This is a genomic window from Bacillus sp. EU55 (genome assembly GCF_038005925.1).
Taxonomy (GTDB): domain Bacteria; phylum Bacillota; class Bacilli; order Bacillales; family Bacillaceae; genus Bacillus; species Bacillus velezensis.
This window is the reverse complement of sequence record NZ_JBBOUE010000001.1, coordinates 1,684,460-1,701,185: the sequence shown is the minus strand read 5'-3', so window position 1 is coordinate 1,701,185 and position 16,726 is coordinate 1,684,460. Positions and strand designations below refer to the sequence as shown.

Genomic DNA, 16,726 nt, shown 5'->3' with positions numbered 1-16,726 from the left:
AAAAACTAATGTTACATCAGCATGTACGGATTCATATCGATTGAAATCATTACATGCTTTTGCGCAATGTCGCGTTTATAGTGCTCCAGTATCTTTTTCAACTGAATCTGCAACTCGTTTTCCTGTCTGTATTTTATCACGCATTGATAGCGATATCTATCTTTGATCCTGGCGATCGGGGAAGCCGCCGGCCCGAGAATTTTCGTATCAGGCCCGCATCCCGCTCTTAAATAGTTTGTAATCTTTTCTGCGGTGACCGCGGCTTTTGCCGCTTCTTCATGAGAAACGGTCACCAGCGCCACGTAATAATAAGGCGGGTATGACTGGGCCCGTCTGTGCGCCATTTCCTGCTGAAAAAAAGTTTCATAGTCGTGCGTTTTCGTCAGCTGAATGCTGTAATGAGACGGTGTATACGTTTGAATGACCACCGTTCCCGGCTTTTCATGCCGCCCGGCCCGTCCGCTTACCTGCGTCAGCAGCTGGAATGTCTTCTCCGCGGCCCTGAAATCAGGGATGTGAAGCGTCGTATCTGCACTTAATACTCCGACGAGCGTCACGTTCGGAAAATCAAGCCCTTTTGCGATCATTTGCGTACCGAGCAGGATATCCGCCTTCCCTTCACCGAACGCTGACAACAGTTTTTCATGGGCGCCTTTTCTTGAAGTCGTGTCCACATCCATCCTGATCACGCGCGCCTGAGGCAGCACTTTGGTAAGCTCCTCCTCCACACGCTGCGTGCCCGTGCCGAAAAAGCGGATATGTTCGCTGCCGCATTCCGGGCATGTTCCCGGGACATGTTCCTCATGGCCGCAGTAATGGCATTTCAGCCTTTGTCCGTAGCGGTGATAAGTCATTGAAATGTCGCAATGCGGACATTGCGGCACATAACCGCAGTCCCTGCACATCACAAACGAAGAATACCCCCGTTTATTCAGAAAAAGGACGGCCTGCTCTTTTTTTGCAAGCTTCTCTTCCAGCTGTTCCATCAGCTCTCTTGAAAACATTGATCTGTTGCCGTTTCTCAGTTCTTCTCTCATATCAACGAGAGAAACGTCAGGCATGAGCTGGCGATTTACGCGATGTTTTAACGGAAGCAGCTCATAAACGCCTTTTTTCGCCCGCGCAAATGACTCTAATGTTGGCGTGGCGCTCCCGAGGACGACCGGACAGCTGTGATGCTCGGCCCGGCGGATGGCTACGTCCTTTGCATGATACCGCGGCATTTCCTCCTGCTTATAGGAAGATTCGTGCTCTTCATCAATAATGATCATGCCGAGATTTTCAAACGGGGCAAAGATGGCCGATCTGGCTCCGACGACAAGCCGGACTTCCTTGCGCTGAATCTTCCGCCATTCATCGTATTTTTCACCTGTGGATAATCCGCTGTGCATGACCGCAACCTGTGAGCCGAAGCGGCCTTTAAAACGGTTGACCATTTGCGGTGTCAACGAGATTTCCGGAACGAGCACGATGGCTTCTTGTCCTTTTGCCAGCACTTTTTCAATGGATTGCAGGTAAATTTCCGTCTTGCCGCTTCCCGTGACGCCGTGAAGCAGAAAAACGTGATGGACATGGTCGGCTACAGCTTGTTTAATCGGCTCAAAAGCGGCCCGCTGCTCTTCTGTAAGAGAGAGCGGCTCTGTTTTTTTGAACATTCTGTCCTGATAAGGATCGCGGTAAACCTCCTCAAAGCTTTCCGTAAGAAGCCCCTTTTTAAGAAGCGTTTTCAGCGTCGCGGAACTGGAATCGGTCTTTTTGCAAAGCTCGGCCGCGGAAATCTTTGCTCCCCCGCCGATAAAATAAGTAAGCACGGCGAGCTGTTTAGAAGCCTGCTTTGTCAATGCATCTGCGTGCCGGGCGAGTTCTTCTTTGTCCGCCCCCGCTTCGATCATGCGGATCATTTTTTTATTCGTTTTTTGGGCGACTTTATATGTGACATCAATGCTTCCTTTGCGCACGAATTTTTGAAGTGACGAAAGAATGCTTTCATCGGTAATATCCGAGTACAGAAGACTTTTTTGATTCCTGAAAAGCTGTTTGATGTCCGGTGTCAGCGCTTCTTCGTCAACGACTTTCAGCTCTTTCTCGTATTTCGCCTTCAGTGCGGCGGGCAGCATTGCCTGAAGCGCCGTGATTTTAAACGACAGCGTTTTGTCAGAAAGCCATGAAGACAGCTGCATCAGTTCCTCAGTCAGAACGGGCGTCAAATCAAGAAGCTTCTCGACTTCCTTCATTGAGCCGCCGTTTAATTCAGACGAATCTTTCAAACCGGTCACAAATCCTTGAAGCTTGCGCGGGCCAAACGGGACAATCACCCGCATGCCGACTTCGATCATCCCTTTTAAATGATCGGGAATTTTGTAATCAAAGGGTCTGTCAATGTTTTTGGAGCTGACATCGACAATGACTTCTGCTACATTCATACGGGTTTTCGGTCCTCGGCTTTCAAAGCGGTCATTTCCTTCAGCATTTCAAAGGAAACGTCAAGTTTAGACATAAGCGCAAGCTCCCGTTTTCTTCCGTCCCGGAAATAGAAGGTGACGACATTCGTATCCGTGCCAAATCCGGCCCCTTCTGCTTTCACATCATTCGCAACGATCATATCAAGGTTTTTCTGTTCGAGTTTTCTGCGCGCATAGCGTTCGACGTCTTGCGTTTCAGCCGCAAATCCGACCAGCAGCTGGTGTGTTTTCCGTTCGCCGAGTTCTTTCAGTATGTCTGCCGTACGGTTGAATTCGATCACGAGCGAACCGTCTTTCTTCTTCATTTTGTGATCAGAAACAGCCGCCGGCGTAAAATCGGCCACGGCCGCCGTCTTAATCACCATGTCGCATGAATCAAACACAGAAAGCACGGCTTCTCTCATATCGGCTGCCGATTGCACAGGAAGAAACTGATACAGCCCGACTGGCGGCTCTATTGACACCGGGCCTGAAATCAGCGTCACCCGCGCCCCGAGACGGACAGCGGCTTCAGCAGCGGCGTAGCCCATTTTGCCGGTGGATTTATTTGTGAAGAAGCGGACAGGGTCCACGGCTTCGCGCGTCGGGCCGGCCGTAATGACAATATGTTTTCCTTTCAGCGGCGCATCGTCTTCAGGCTCCTTAAAATGCTCTCTGACACGCTCAACAATAAGCTCCGGCTCCTCCAGCCTTCCTTTGCCGACATATCCGCATGCCAAATAGCCTTCACTCGGCTCGATAAAGCGGACCCCGTCCTGATAAAGCACAGAGATGTTCCGTTTCACCGCCGGATGATCATACATATGGACATTCATCGCAGGCGCCACCCAGACCGGGGCCTCAGCCGCCAGCACCGTCGTTGTGAGCATATCGTCAGCAATTCCGTTGGCAAGCTTGCCGATGATATTTGCCGTAGCGGGCGCGACAATAATTAAATCCGCCCAGTCAGCGGCATCAATATGAGAAATCACCTTCGGATTTTGTTCATTAAATGTATCTGTATATACTTCATTCCGGCTCAGCGCCTGAAATGTCAGCGGAGAAACAAACTCACGCGCGGACTCAGTCATAATCACTTTGACGTTTGCGCCGGCCTGAACCAGCTTGCTCGTGAGTGCGGAAGCTTTATAAACGGCAATTCCTCCGCTTACGCATAGCAAAATGTTTCGGTTTTTCATGAAGTCTTCTCCCCTTTATGAAAGCATTGGACAAATCCCAAACGGAAAAAAATAACAACCTATGTAGAGATAGGTTGCTACGTGTGCTTGTTATTCGCTGTCTTCTCTTTCAAACGAAAGCAGGCCCGCGTCAATTTCTTCTAAAGCTTTGCCTACATATTTGTGAGAAATGGTATGTTCAATCTGCTGGTCTTTTTTGATCTGCATTTCACGCGCGCGTCTTGCAGACACGGTCACCAGCGTATATTTAGAATCTAATTTATTCATTAAAGAGTCAATTGACGGATCTAACATAAGTTATTCTACCTCCAGCATTTTCTTATATCTCGGAGCGACGCGTTCACGTTTTAAGTGCTCGGCGAGAACGATTGCGTTAATCTTGTCGCAAGCCGTTTGGATATCGTCGTTTTCAACGACATAATCATACGCGTCCATCATTTCGATTTCAGCTTTTGCGGCATTCATTCTGTTTTCGATTAAATCGTCGGTTTCAGTCCCTCTTGTCACGATTCTGTTTTTCAGTTCAGAAAGACTCGGCGGCGCTAAGAAGATAAACAGGCCTTCCGGAAATGCATTCCGCACTTGGAGCGCGCCCTGCACTTCAATCTCTAAGAAGACGTCTTTTCCTTCTTGAAGCGTCTGTTCGACATAATCAACGGGCGTTCCGTAATAGTTGCCGACATATTCCGCCCACTCAAGCAGTTTGTTGTTTTCAATCATGCGTTCGAATTCATCTCTGGATTTAAAGAAATAATCGACGCCGTCGACCTCGCCCTCTCTCGGGTTTCTCGTCGTGACTGAAATTGAGTATTCAAATTTTGTGTCCTGTTGTGAAAATATTGCTTGCCGAACCGTTCCTTTTCCAACTCCGGAGGGACCTGAGAGAACGATTAATAACCCTCTTTCTTTCATGCGGCAATTACCCCTGCCCTTCATCCATAATTTCTTCTTTCACAGAAAGTCTGTGTGCAACTGTCTCAGGCTGGACGGCAGATAAGATAATGTGATCACTATCCATGACGACAACTGCACGGGTTCTTCGTCCGTATGTAGCGTCTATTAGCATTCCGCGGTCTCTTGCATCCTGGATCATTCGCTTTATTGGCGCAGACTCCGGGCTGACAATCGAAATCATCCGATTGGCGGAGATGATATTGCCAAATCCGATATTAATCAGTTTAATCGTCATCTTCTACGTTCCCCCTGTAAAATAGACGTCTCTAGTGTAACCTGAAGAGACCGTCTGTAAACAATACGCACAGTCGCTATTCTATATTTTGCACTTGTTCCTTCAATTTTTCAATAGAACTTTTCATTTCAACGACAAGCTTTGTGATTTGATGATCATTGGCTTTTGAGCCGATCGTGTTCGCTTCCCGGTTAAGCTCCTGAACAAGGAAATCAAGTTTGCGGCCGACTGCCCCGCCTTCTTTTAATATATCACGGAATTGAACAAAATGGCTCTTCAATCTGGTAATTTCTTCCGTGATATCAGAACGGTCGGCGAAAATGGCGCATTCCGTGATCAGCCTGCTTTCGTCGAGTGCGTCCTCCGTCCATTCCTTCATTCGGGCGTAAAGACGCTCGCGGTATTGAATAACAACGGCCGAAGCGCGCTCTTTCACCTGTTCGGACAGCGTCTCAAGCCGCTCAATGTGCAGAAAGCAGTCTTCCGCCAAAAGCCGTCCTTCTTTTTCCCTCATGTCACAAAGTTCCTTTACAGCCAGCTCAGCGGCTTCCCTGATGACTTCTTCAAGCTTGTCATCACGCATCTGTTCTTCGTGTATCTGCGCAATATGTTCAAATTTAAAGAAATCCATTGCATCGGGTTCTGCGGCCAGGCTGTAGCGCTCTTTCATGACGCGTGCGGCGCTCACATATTCATCAAGGAGCTCCCAATCGATGTTCAGGCTTCTTTTTATGAGCGCGTCACTGTTTACAGTGAGAAACAGCTCTACTCTTCCGCGCTGTATATGCTGCAATATCGTTTGTTTCAGCTTATCCTCTACATATAGCAAAGGCCGTGGCAGGCGGGCGTTCACTTCTTTGAACCGGTAATTGACGGATTTCAATTCAACGGTTGCCGAGAGATCGCCTTTTGTGCTGCTTGCGCTGCCGAAGCCTGTCATACTCCGTATCATATGAAACACCCAATTCTTTCCCGTTATCAAAATAAAAGGGCAATAGACATGCTATTACCCCTAAGATTATATCATATGGAATTATTTTTTTCTTGTCAAAAGTGAACCCGCCAGCAAAAAAGTAGGTATGCCCGACATCCCGATAATCAGCATCCAATCGCCCGGCGTAATCGGCACTGTTTTGAAAATCGGCTGCAGCGGCGGATAATAGATGACGATGACCATCAGGAAGATAGAAGAAATGATGGCGCCGAGCAGATAGATATTTTCAAACGGATTCCGGGAGAAAACAGACGTTTCGCTCCGGCAGTCAAACACGTGTATAAGCTGAGCCAGGACAAGAGTCGCGAATGCAACGGTCTGTGCGTAGGGCAGATTTTCAGGATTGCGGTGATAGACGATGATAAACGCTAAAATGGTTGCGGCTCCGATTAAAAACCCTCTTGATACGACTTTCCAGCCCAGTTTTCGCGCAAACACTCCTTCTTTCGGATGCCGCGGCTTCCGCCTCATCAGATCTCCTTCCGGCTGATCCATACCGAGGGCCATCGCCGGCAGCCCGTCAGTGACTAAGTTCACCCACAATATCTGAATCGGAACGAGCGGCAGCGGCAGAGCGAGAAGCATCGCAAACAGCATCACTAAAATTTCACCGACGTTGGAGGCGAGCAAATATCGGACGAATTTTCTTATATTTTCATAGATATTCCGTCCCTCTTTTATGGCTGATTTAATCGTAGCAAAGTTATCATCCACCAGAATGAGAGAAGAGGCTTCCTTTGCCACATCCGTTCCCGTCACGCCCATGGCAACACCGATATCTGCCTGCTTTATGGCCGGCGCGTCATTAACCCCGTCTCCCGTCATGGCGACGACGTGTCCGTTTTCCTGGAACGCTTTGACGATTTTCAATTTATGTTCAGGCGACACGCGTGCGAAGACGTAGACATCATCGACCGTTTCGATAAGTTCTTTCTCCGTAAGCTCATTCAGCGTCTTGCCGTCCATCACACGCCCCTTTTTCGGAAGAAGACGCAAATCTTTTGCAATGGCCTTTGCCGTTTCGACGTGATCTCCTGTGATCATAACCGTTTTAATGCCGGCCTCACGGCATTCTTTAATCGCCTGTCTGACCTCCGGACGGGGCGGATCAATCATGCCTGACAAGCCGAGCATCGTCAGATTTTTTTCCGCCTGCTCCATTGTCGGCTTTTCTCCGGGCTTAAGCGGTTTATAAGCAATCGCGATCGTACGCAAAGCTTGCGACGCCAGCTCTTTCAGAACCGCTTCCGTTTCTGCTTTCTTTTCTCCTGAAAAAGGCGTACTTCTTGCGCCGTGCATCAGATGTGACGAGCGGTCAATCAGCACATCGGGCGCTCCTTTAGTGATGACGAACTGCTTTTTTTCCTTATCCTCTATAATGACGGTCATCATTTTGCGGACGGAGTCAAACGGAAACTCGGCAACCACGCGGTATTGCCCGCTGAGCCAATCGTTTGAATAGCCGCCCTTTCTTGCAGCCGTCAGCAGCGCTCCTTCTGTCGGATCACCGTCGAGTACATAACGGCCGTCTTTCAGTGAGATTTCAGATGTGTTGCACAACGCGCCGAAAACCAGCATCTGTTCAAGAATCTTCTCATCTTTCAGCTTGATTTCCCGCTCATCTCGGGTGAAAACGCCCTCCGGCTCATAGCCGATGCCTGACACTTTAAATGTTTTTCCCCCTGACCACATATGGGTGACGGTCATTTTGTTTTGTGTCAGCGTGCCGGTTTTATCAGAACAAATGACAGAGGCGCAGCCCAATGTTTCAACCGCCGGGAGCTTTCTGACAATTGATTTTTGTTTGATCATGCGCTGGACGCCGATTGATAATGCCACCGTAACAATGGCGGGAAGCCCTTCCGGAATCGCGGCGACGGCCAATGACACCCCGGCCAAAAACATGCTGTAAAGCTCATGTCCCTGTAAGACGCCGACTGCAACGACCAATACCGTTAAAAGGAGCGCGACTATAATTAAAATTTTGCCGAGCTCTTCAAGCCTTCGCTGCAGCGGTGTTGAAAGGCTGCCGGCGGATTCCAGCATATCGGCGATTTTCCCCATTGCCGTATTCATTCCTGTACCGACGACGACGCCGATACCGCTGCCGCGCGTTACGATCGTACCCATAAACGCCATATTGCTGATGTCGCCTAACGAAACATCCGGCTTTCTCAGTTTATCAGCTTGTTTAACCACCGGAATTGATTCCCCGGTCAGCGCCGATTCCTCAATTTCAAGGCTTTTCGCTTCAACGATCCGCACATCCGCGCCAATCCGGTCGCCGCTTGAAAATTTCATGATATCGCCGGGAACGAGCTCCTTGGACTGAATTTTCTTCCAGCTCCCGTCCCGCAACGCTGACACATACGGCGTTGACAGCTCTTTTAATGCGTGTAAAGACTTTTCCGCCCGCCGCTCTTGAAAAAAACCGAGAACCCCATTGACAAATACAATCGCCATAATCGCTACGGCATCTACATATTCGCCTAAAAACCCGGATATTAAGGTTGCCGCCAGCAGCACGAGCACCATAAAATCTTTAAATTGGGCGAAAAACACGGCGATCGCCGGTGTCCTCTTGCCCTCCTGAAGCTCGTTCGGTCCGTGCTTTTCAAGGCGTTTTTTCACCTCTTTTTCGGTCAACCCCTGTTTAATGGACGTATTTGTTGCTTTCAGCAAATCGGTTTGTCCCATTTCATGAAACTTCATTCTTCTCGTCCACTCCCCTGCCTCGCTTTAGAGATGTCACTCTGTAAACAAGCTTATTCTGACTCGTCCCTTTTCATGCTATAATTATCGAATGCAGGAAGAAGGAAAGGGTGTTTTATATGTCTTTTGATGGCATGTTTACATACGGAATGACACATGAATTAAACAGCCGGATTGCCGGAGGCCGGATCACGAGAGTCCATCAGCCTTTTAAGCACGATGTGATATTCCATATCCGCGCTAACGGAAAAAACCATAAATTATTATTATCGGCGCATCCGAGCTATTCACGGGTGCACATGACGAATCAGGCCTATGAAAATCCGAGCGAGCCGCCGATGTTTTGTACGCTGCTCAGAAAGCATATAGAAGGCGGATTTATTGAGAAAATAGAACAGGCCGGATTAGACCGGATTATGATATTCCGCATAAAAAGCAGAAATGAAATCGGCGACGAAACCGTAAGAACGCTGTATGTTGAAATTATGGGGCGGCACAGCAATATTATCCTGACTGACGGAGAAGGAGCCATCATCGACGGGCTGAAACATTTATCTCCGTCGATGAACAGCTACCGGACCGTTCTGCCGGGCTATGATTACAAGCTTCCTCCCGCTCAGGAAAAAATTTCGCCGCTCGCCGCGGACGAAGAAGACGTTTTGCGTTATCTCAGTTTTCAGGAAGGACGGCTTGACCAGCAGATCGTCAGACATTTCTCCGGTGTTTCTCCGCTGTTTGCAAAAGAAGCCATTCACAGAGCGGGTCTCGCTAACAAAATAACGCTGCCGAAGACGCTGATTGAAATGTTCCATGCCGTGAAAGATTGCAGGTTTACACCAAACATTACAACAGCCGGCGGAAAGGAATACTTTTATCTCCTGTCTCTCACACATGTAAACGGAGAGGAGCGCACCTTTCACTCACTGAGTGAGCTGTTGGACCGGTTTTATTTCGGCAAGGCGGAACGCGACCGCGTCAAACAGCAGGCTCAGGATCTCGAGCGGTTTGTCGCAAATGAACGGAAAAAGAACGCCAATAAGATAAAAAAGCTGGAAAAGACGCTCGACTACTCAGAGAACGCGAAGGAATTCCAGCTATACGGCGAACTGCTGACGGCGAATTTGTATATGCTGAAAAAAGGTGACAAAGAAGCGGAAGTCATCAATTATTATGATGAAGAAAGTAAAACAGTGACCATCCCTTTAAATCCGAATAAAACACCGTCAGAAAACGCGCAGATGTATTTTACAAAGTATCAAAAGGCGAAGAATTCCGTCGAGGTGGTAAAAGAACAGATCCGTCTGGCCGAGGAGGAAATCGCTTATTTCGATCAGCTGATCCAGCAGCTCTCCTCCGCCTCCACAAAGGATATTCACGAAATAAGGGAAGAGCTTGTGGAAGGCAAATATCTGCGACCGAAACAGCAGCGAGGACAGAAAAAGCAGAAGCAGCACGTTCCTGTTTTGGAGCAATATGAATCTTCACGGGGATTGACGATTCTTGTCGGCAAAAACAATAAACAAAATGAATACTTAACGACAAAAGCTGCCGCAAGGGATGATTTATGGTTCCACACGAAAGACATTCCCGGTTCCCACGTTGTGATTAAAAGCAGCGATCCGGATGAACAATCCATACTGGAGGCGGCTGCGATCGCCGCTTATTTTTCCAAAGCGAAAGATTCCGGCTCCGTTCCCGTTGATTATACAAAAATCAGACACGTGAAAAAGCCAAACGGCGCAAAGCCCGGATTTGTCACCTATGACAGCCAGCACACCGTATTTGTCACACCTGATGCCGACCTTGTCATACGGCTGAAAAAATAAACGCACCTCCAAGCTGAAACCCGCACTCAGCTTGGAGGTGTTTTTTATTACTTATAAACGGAGACGAAACTCTCCCAGCCGTCAGAACCGATCTTTACAGTATCTGATCAGTTTCCCGTCATGTCTGCCTGATCCGCCGGGGCTGTCTCTGAATAAAGCGGTCACACCTGATTTGGCGGCGGATACTGTCACCTTCCCTCGCCGCACCTGAGCACATCCGGGCAGTCAATATAATCATGCCGGGGTCTCTGACCGTTCCTTTGTATGCGGGCGGAGTCCAGGCGGCATGGGGAGGGACTGACAAGGTGTTTTTTATGGTCTTCTTCTTTTCTCAAATAATCGATCCACTTCTTCAGCCAAATCAGCAGTAATGAGAGGCTTTATGTCCTCAGCCAGTCTTTTCGTATGTGCAGGGCTTGCGCCGCTTGTTGATACGGATACTTGAATGCGCCCTTTGCGGATGATCTTCGGCATATACACGCCGCCCCGTTCAGCCTCGCTTACACAATTGACCAGCTGCGTTTCAGAAGCGCCCTCGGCTATCTCCCGATTCACGCTGCGGTCATTTGTCGCGGCAATGATGAAAAAAGCGGGCGCAAGATCCTTCATTTCAATTTTACGGGAAACCCAGCGGATACGTCCTTCATCCGCCAGCTGTTTAATTTCAGGCAGGGCATCGGGACTGATTACAGTAATATCCGCGCCTTCCGGAAGCACTGTTTTGAGTCTTCTTAAGGCAACATTGCCTCCGCCCGCGATGACAATTCTTTTTCCGCTGAGATTAATGTGCAGAGGCAGCATACTGTCCCCCCTTAAAATCAAACTGACCGCCGGGATTTCGAACAGCTTCTGACACACGGTTCAAAAACGCCTGCTTAATATGCGGGTGAAAACCTAAGTATGAAGCGAGATGAACATTTTGATTGATCGTTTGAAGCTTTTGAACTTCCCGTTCAATCTCAGTCATTAAAAGTCCGGTAAACAGAAGATATGGAACGATAAAAACGGGTGCTCCGTCATCCTCTTCAAGGCCGGCAAACACTTCTTTATAGTGCGGGTCACATGCTGTTAAAAAACAAGGGATGACTTCTTTAACAGGTGTAATCGCCTCAAGTTTTCCGGCAATCTCACTGACTGCGTTTTTAACTGCCGGATCTGTGCTTCCTCTTCCGATCAGCACCACTTTCGCCTGCTCAATGGGCACTCCGGTATCTTCAATGCGATGATGCACCGCTTTTACGACTTCATCGTCCACTCCGATCGGAACACCATATGTCACTTTTATATAGGGATGCAGGGCCGCCGCACAGGCGATTTCAGCCGGAATGTCATGTTTTGCGTGGGCAGCGGTCAACAGCAGCAAAGGCACGGCCGCAATATGAGTGGCACCTTGTCTGACACATGCTTCAAATCCCGCTTCAATAGACGGTTCCTGCAGTTCTAAAAAACAAATTTCCTGAATGGGAGCGTCAGCGTGCGGCATGCACCCTTTTAAAAACGCCGCCGACTCTGTCTGCGCTTTTTTCAGCCTGCTTCCGTGCCCGATGTATAAAATCGCCTGCTTCATTTACAACGCCTCGCTCAAATCCAGATTTTTCTGTTCAGATGCATACCAGTCCAGTTTGCAGTGATAATTGACGACATCGCCGATAACAATTAAGCTCGGGTTTTTGATTTCTTCTTTTATCACTGTGTCTGAAAGCGTGCCGACGGTGCAGACGACAGTTTTTTGCCTGTCCGTCGTTCCCCAATGAATAAAGGCTGCCGGGGTGCCGGCGTCTCTGCCGTTTTCCAGCAGCATTCTTTCAATCTGCCGGATATTTTTAATTCCCATATAAATCACCAGCGTATCAATGCCCGTCGCCAGCGCTTTCCATTTTTCTTCAAAGTCGTCTTCTTGTTTATAATGCCCCGTAACGAATGCGACATTGGAGCTCGCCTCTCTGTGCGTCACGGGAATGCCGGCATAAGCAGCAGCCGCGATTCCTGATGTAATGCCGGGAACGATCTCAAACGGAATGGCGTTTTGCGCGAGAGCCTCCGCTTCTTCGCCTCCGCGGCCGAAAACAAACGGGTCGCCCCCCTTTAGCCTTACAACGGTTTTTCCTTTTTTCGCATACTTCACAAGGAAACGGTTGATCGTATCCTGTTTCATAATGTGAAAATCCGGGAGCTTGCCGCAGTAAATCAGATCCGCTTCTTCTCCGGCATACTGTAAAATCTCTTTGCTTACCAATCTGTCATATAATATAACGTCCGCTTTCTGTATGGCTTTCATTGCCTTCACCGTCAATAAGTCCGGATCTCCCGGACCGGCTCCAACGATAAATACTTTCCCCATAGCATGTCTCCCCGATCCGTTTTGAAATCTTCCCTGAACAGCCGCGAGGCCGCACTTCAGCTATTTTACCATATCCCGCCATTAGGGGGGATATCCGGCTGATTGCGCGGCCTTTTTGGACCTATTATGCTAAGCTGTTTTTCACAAAGTCAACCAGTCTTCCCGTGCATTCTTCGCGTTCACATTTGCCTGAATCAAGTACGAGCTCAGGCGCTTTCGGCTCTTCATACGGTGAGTCGATCCCCGTAAAGAACGGAATTTCACCATTTCTTGCTTTTTTATATAAACCTTTCGGATCGCGCTTTTCACATATATCGAGATCGCATTTCACGTAGATTTCATTAAGTTCGCCCTCTGCCACAAGCTCTCTCACCTGATCTCTGTCCTCACGGAACGGAGAAATAAACGCCGTGATGACGATGGTTCCCTGCTGAACGAAAAGCTTCGCCACTTCCCCGATGCGGCGTATATTTTCCTTGCGGTCATCATCCGAAAAACCTAAGTCCTTGTTTAAGCCGTGGCGGATGTTATCACCATCAAGCACGATGACTTGATAGCCTTGTTCAAACAGCTCGCGCGCTGCGGCGTTTGCAATCGTGGATTTCCCTGAACCGCTTAAGCCCGTCAGCCAGAGGATAGAGCTTTTATGCTTGTTTTTCTGCTGGTATTCTTCTTTCTTTATTGAGGCTTCATGCCACACGATATCACGATTTGTCACTCTATTTTCCTCCTTAAGAAACGCCTGCTTCTTCTTTCGTTTTCAGCCCTTTAATCAACACCTCGACAACTTCAGGACGGCTGAATTCCGCCGGCGGCATGACGCCGCTTCGCAGCATTTCTCTGACCTTTGTTCCTGACAGAATGACGTGGTCTTCTCTGTCATGCGGGCATGTTTTGGCCGTTCCCATGTTGCCGCATTTCCGGCAGAAGAAGCTGTGCTCGAATTTCATCGGTGTAATCCCGAGTTCATCCGCTGTAAATTGATCAAACAGCTCTTGCGCTTCATATGTGCCGTAGTAATCACCGACGCCGGCATGATCGCGGCCGACGATAAAATGCGTGCAGCCGTAGTTTTTGCGGACAAGCGCGTGGAAAATGGCTTCTCTCGGCCCCGCATACCGCATTGCCGCCAAAAATACGCCGAGGAAAACGCGGTCTTTCGGATAATAATGATCGAGCAGCACCTGGTAGCTTTCCATTCTGACATCCGCCGGAATGTCATCTGATTTTGTTTCACCGACGAGCGGATTCAAAAACAGGCCGTCAACCGTCTCAAGCGCGGTTTTTTGGATATATTCGTGGGCGCGGTGAACCGGATTTCTCGTTTGGAAACCGACGATGGTTTTCCAGCCCTTTTCTTCGAAGCTTCGTCTTGTATCGGCAGGTTCAAATGTAAACTCGGGAAACTGCTTTGACGCTTTTTTAACTAATGTGATCGGCCCGCCGACATACGTATCGCCGCGTGAAAATAATTTTTTCACGCCCGGATGCGCGGCATCATCGGTTTTATATACGTGAACGGCTTCTTTTTGTTTATCCGGCGTATAAATATCTTCGATGTCGACGACGCCGTATGTTTCTCCGCCGTAAGTCAGTTTCACCGTGTCGCCGACGGCAAGCTCAGCCGCTTTTTCTGAATCGACCGGAAGCGTGATCGGCAGGGACCAGACAACCCCGGATGCCAGACGCATATTTTCAACGACTGACACGTAATCTTTTTCTGTGAAAAATCCTTCAATCGGGCTGTACCCCCCGATCCCGATCAGCTCTAAATCAGCGAACGAAATCAAATCAAGCTCAATTTCTTTTTGGACGGATGTAAGATCATACTGCTCATTCACCCGATTAATTAATGTTCCTCCGTGCGGTGCTAAACTCATAATACACGATTCCTCCCAGTTAACAGATAAATAAACTCAGATTAATAGTTAAATGCCTCCGCCTTGTTCATGGACAGAGCGTTTCTCTTTTCGGATGGCTTTCATCAGACTGGCGGCTCCGCCAGCTGCCAAAAGCACGCTGGCCATCATAAAGATGGAATAGTAATCTCCTTTTAACAGCAGGGAGACAAGCAAATACGAAATCGACAGTGACAAAAACGGCGAAACGACCCATACTTTGAGCATCGTTTTCACGACTTCTTTATGAAAAACGTTCGGCCCGTTTTTGGCCATTCCGATGCCGATAATTGATGATGATGTGACTTGCGCCAATGGGACCGGCAGACCGAAGACGGAACTGATAATGACAAGCCCCGCGCCGGTTCCTGAAAGCAGTATGCCTTCTCCGGCTGAAAATCTCGTAATCTTTTTCCCGTTGGTTTCAAGCACTTTACGTCCTAAAAGCAGAGCGCCGAGAGCGACAAAGATGCCTCCGTACAGCGTTCCTTTGGACACGCTGAGCACGCCCGCAGCAACCAGAGGGCCCACTGCATTTGCGACATTATTCATTCCGGCGGAAAAAGCTTCCCAAAACCCCGCAATCAGCAGCACAATCCCTAAAATCTTCTGTTTCCGATTCGAAATGACTCGAATATTCAGAGAACTGAATACCTTCGAGACGAGAAACGTGAAACAGAACGCGACAAACGGTACAAGCACCCAAAAACTCACGATGACCAAAAGATGCTGTAAAAACAATACTTTGTACGCGACGCCGACACCGACAATCGCCCCGACAGTGACCTCACTCGTCGACAGCGGAATGCCGAGCACATTCGCCGTGAATAATGATAGCGCCGCCGATCCGATAATAATGCAGACAATGGTGAGCGTAATGGTTTGTTCGGGAATAATTCCGCCGCTGATCGTCTTAACGACTTCACCGCCGCCGATAACCGCCCCTGACAGGACTCCGGCCGCGCAGATGATCAGCGCATACGTTTTCTTTTTAACGGCGCCGGACCCGTAAGCGACTCCCATTGATGCCGCGGCCCCGCTGGCTCCGATATTCATGGCAAAAAACATGCAGAATAAAATAGCGGCTAATTCCATCGGGCAGCTCCTTTATTCATGCAGTCCGCATTCTGTTTTCGCCATGCCGTTCCATCTGCCGCTCCGCAAATCTTCCGCGGTAAACGCAGGTGAAGTGCACGGTTCACAGCCGATGCTCGGATACCCCTGATCATGGAGGATATTGTAATCCAGCTCATGCTTGGAAGTATATCTCCAGATGTCTTTCCATGTCCAATGGATCAGCGGGCATACTTTAATCGATTGAAACTTGTCGTCTTTATTCAGGAAATTCGTATTCGCCCGGCTCGGCCCTTGATCCCGGCGAAGACCGGACAGCCATGCCGGATGCCCTGCGAGCGCTTCTCTTAACGGCAGAATTTTTCTGATGTAGCAGCACTGGTTCGGTTCTCTTTCCCACAGTTTATCTCCGTGAGCCTCGGCCTGTTCTTCAAGAGTAAGGCTGGGCTTTTTCAGGATAATGTTCAGTCCCGGGTAACGCTCTTTCACTTTTTCGATCGTTTCATATGTTTCTTTAAAGTGAAGACCCGTATCGAGAAACACGATTTCCGCGTCTTTCTTTACTTTAGAAATTAAATCGATCAGGACGATCCCTTCAATCCCGAAGCTGCACGCGTAAACAAGCTGGTCTCCGTAGTGGCCGTATGCCCATTTTAAAACGGACAGCGCGCCTTTATAGGAATCGTCTTCCGGAAATGTAATCGCCGGCTCTTCCCATGTGTCATACGTTAGCATTTTTCCTTTCCTCCTCCCGGAGACAATCAAACAGCTGTTGTTTTCTGCCGGTTGTCTTATCCCTCAATCTTTTTTTCATATAAAAAACTTTCAATCCAGCGGAATGAAAGACAGTGACCCGGTATAGCCCTTATCTTCAAAATGCTGTGCATTTTTCTGGATGCGGCACCTTGCATGACACGCAGGTTGCCGGGCGTCATCGGTCCAGTCCCTCAGCCGCTCTTGATAAGCTTTTTAGATTTGTACTAAATTTTAGCACAATTCTAACAGAAGTCAACCCGAGTTTTTTGATAGGAATAATAAAACAGGCCCTGAGG

Annotated in this window: 15 protein-coding genes and 1 riboswitch; of the genes, 1 reads left to right on the top strand and 14 read right to left on the bottom strand. The window is 48.6% G+C overall.

Annotated features, from left to right (window positions below; translation table 11 throughout):
* Positions 1 to 11 precede the first annotated feature (11 nt).
* The 7 genes from priA to NYE50_RS08750 all read right to left on the bottom strand — a co-directional run bounded on the left by priA (position 12) and on the right by NYE50_RS08750 (position 8,535).
* Positions 12 to 2,423, bottom strand: coding sequence for a primosomal protein N' (gene priA / locus NYE50_RS08780; RefSeq protein ID WP_159354149.1), 2,412 nt, complete (start codon positions 2,421 to 2,423; stop codon positions 12 to 14).
* A complete protein-coding gene (gene coaBC, locus NYE50_RS08775; protein WP_003154345.1) occupies positions 2,420 to 3,640 on the bottom strand; it encodes a bifunctional phosphopantothenoylcysteine decarboxylase/phosphopantothenate--cysteine ligase CoaBC in 1,221 nt (406 codons plus the stop codon). Before coaBC ends, priA begins: the two co-directional genes overlap by 4 nt.
* Before the next feature lie 90 nt (positions 3,641 to 3,730).
* Positions 3,731 to 3,934, bottom strand: coding sequence for a DNA-directed RNA polymerase subunit omega (rpoZ, locus tag NYE50_RS08770; protein ID WP_003154346.1), 204 nt, complete (start codon positions 3,932 to 3,934; stop codon positions 3,731 to 3,733).
* Between the two features lie 3 nt (positions 3,935 to 3,937).
* A complete protein-coding gene (gene gmk / locus NYE50_RS08765; RefSeq protein WP_003154347.1) occupies positions 3,938 to 4,552 on the bottom strand; it encodes a guanylate kinase in 615 nt (204 codons plus the stop codon).
* A 7-nt stretch (positions 4,553 to 4,559) separates the two neighbouring features.
* Complete coding sequence (gene remA, locus NYE50_RS08760; protein ID WP_003154355.1) at positions 4,560 to 4,829, bottom strand: extracellular matrix/biofilm regulator RemA; 270 nt, start codon at positions 4,827 to 4,829, stop codon at positions 4,560 to 4,562.
* Between the two features lie 76 nt (positions 4,830 to 4,905).
* On the bottom strand, positions 4,906 to 5,781 hold the full coding sequence (locus NYE50_RS08755) for a YicC/YloC family endoribonuclease (RefSeq protein WP_014417740.1): 876 nt from the start codon (positions 5,779 to 5,781) through the stop codon (positions 4,906 to 4,908).
* Positions 5,782 to 5,862: 81 nt separating this feature from the next.
* Positions 5,863 to 8,535: a calcium-translocating P-type ATPase, SERCA-type gene (locus NYE50_RS08750; protein ID WP_159354148.1), complete on the bottom strand. Its 2,673-nt coding sequence runs from the start codon at positions 8,533 to 8,535 to the stop codon at positions 5,863 to 5,865.
* A gap of 119 nt (positions 8,536 to 8,654) precedes the next feature.
* Here NYE50_RS08750 and NYE50_RS08745 point away from each other — a divergent pair, with 119 nt between their 5' ends.
* Positions 8,655 to 10,361: an Rqc2 family fibronectin-binding protein gene (locus tag NYE50_RS08745; RefSeq protein ID WP_224988032.1), complete on the top strand. Its 1,707-nt coding sequence runs from the start codon at positions 8,655 to 8,657 to the stop codon at positions 10,359 to 10,361.
* A gap of 312 nt (positions 10,362 to 10,673) precedes the next feature.
* Here NYE50_RS08745 and NYE50_RS08740 read toward each other — a convergent pair whose 3' ends face one another.
* From NYE50_RS08740 to NYE50_RS08710, 7 genes are all read right to left on the bottom strand, one after another.
* Entirely contained in the window at positions 10,674 to 11,162 is a 489-nt protein-coding gene (locus tag NYE50_RS08740; RefSeq protein WP_159354146.1) for a precorrin-2 dehydrogenase/sirohydrochlorin ferrochelatase family protein, read from the bottom strand.
* On the bottom strand, positions 11,143 to 11,928 hold the full coding sequence (locus NYE50_RS08735; RefSeq protein WP_159354145.1) for a sirohydrochlorin chelatase: 786 nt from the start codon (positions 11,926 to 11,928) through the stop codon (positions 11,143 to 11,145). Before NYE50_RS08735 ends, NYE50_RS08740 begins: the two co-directional genes overlap by 20 nt.
* Positions 11,929 to 12,702 carry a uroporphyrinogen-III C-methyltransferase gene (gene cobA / locus NYE50_RS08730; protein ID WP_007409740.1) on the bottom strand — a complete coding sequence of 258 codons (774 nt, stop codon included), beginning with the start codon at positions 12,700 to 12,702 and terminating at the stop codon, positions 11,929 to 11,931. It abuts the gene before it with no gap.
* 124 nt (positions 12,703 to 12,826) lie between these two features.
* Entirely contained in the window at positions 12,827 to 13,420 is a 594-nt protein-coding gene (cysC, locus tag NYE50_RS08725; protein ID WP_159354144.1) for an adenylyl-sulfate kinase, read from the bottom strand.
* Between the two features lie 13 nt (positions 13,421 to 13,433).
* Positions 13,434 to 14,582 (bottom strand): sulfate adenylyltransferase, encoded by a 1,149-nt coding sequence (gene sat / locus NYE50_RS08720; protein ID WP_039063057.1) that lies wholly within the window; start codon positions 14,580 to 14,582, stop codon positions 13,434 to 13,436.
* A gap of 48 nt (positions 14,583 to 14,630) precedes the next feature.
* Positions 14,631 to 15,695: an inorganic phosphate transporter gene (locus NYE50_RS08715; RefSeq protein WP_127069731.1), complete on the bottom strand. Its 1,065-nt coding sequence runs from the start codon at positions 15,693 to 15,695 to the stop codon at positions 14,631 to 14,633.
* Positions 15,696 to 15,707: 12 nt separating this feature from the next.
* A complete protein-coding gene (locus tag NYE50_RS08710) occupies positions 15,708 to 16,409 on the bottom strand; it encodes a phosphoadenylyl-sulfate reductase (protein WP_003154369.1) in 702 nt (233 codons plus the stop codon).
* A gap of 127 nt (positions 16,410 to 16,536) precedes the next feature.
* A riboswitch (SAM riboswitch) is annotated at positions 16,537 to 16,641 on the bottom strand.
* Positions 16,642 to 16,726 lie beyond the last annotated feature (85 nt).